Here is a 727-nt window from a genome sequence, read left to right on the forward strand (position 1 = left end):
GCGGGTCGACGTCCCTCGGGTCGGCGACGTCGTAGCCGTGGTCGGCCATCGGCGAGCGGAAGAACGGGGTCAGCCACAGGCCGTCGACACCGAGCAGTTCCAGGTAGCCGAGCCGACTCCGGATGCCGTCCAGGTCCCCGACCCCGTCACCGTTCGCGTCGGCGAAGGAGCGGACGTAGACCTGGTAGAACACGGTGTTGTTCCACCACGGCGTGGCGGCTGCTTCGGGGGAAGGTCGCACGGGGGTCCATCCTGCCATCCGACACTGACAACCACCCCCGATCCACAGTCGGGTGGACTACACCCGACGCTCAGACGGGCGAGTTCATCAGGCTGTTCGCCGCCATCTCCAGGTAGTCCCAGAGCTGCTTGCGGTGCGCCTCCGCCAGGCCCGCCTCGTCCACCGCGATCCGCGCGCAGCGCAGCCAGGCGTCGCGCTCCAGCGGCCCGACCTTGAACGGCATGTGGCGCATCCGCAGCCGGGGGTGTCCGCGCTGGTCGGAGTAGTCGTGCGGCCCGCCCCAGTACTGCATGAGGAACATCCGGAAGCGGTCCTCGGCCGGTCCGAGGTCCTCCTCCGGGTACATCGGGCGCAGCAGCGGGTCGGTGGCCACCTCGGCGTAGAAGCGCGCGACGATGCGCCGGAAGGTCTCTTCGCCGCCCACGGCCTCGTAGAAAGTCTCGGGTGTGCCCACGTCTCCATCCTGACACGCCGCGGCCGGGCGCT

2 protein-coding genes are annotated in these 727 nt (G+C 69.9%); both read right to left on the minus strand.

Annotated elements, in window-relative coordinates; all coding sequences use genetic code 11:
* Positions 1-241: alpha-amylase family glycosyl hydrolase (locus tag CCN37_RS36960; RefSeq protein ID WP_246843531.1), on the minus strand; the 241-nt coding region annotated here is incomplete at its 3' end.
* A 70-nt stretch (positions 242-311) separates the two neighbouring features.
* Positions 312-695 (minus strand): globin, encoded by a 384-nt coding sequence (locus CCN37_RS36965; protein WP_086830029.1) that lies wholly within the window; start codon positions 693-695, stop codon positions 312-314.
* Positions 696-727 lie beyond the last annotated feature (32 nt).

It is taken from the genome of Allokutzneria sp. NRRL B-24872 (genome assembly GCF_002155965.1).
Classification (GTDB): domain Bacteria; phylum Actinomycetota; class Actinomycetes; order Mycobacteriales; family Pseudonocardiaceae; genus Allokutzneria.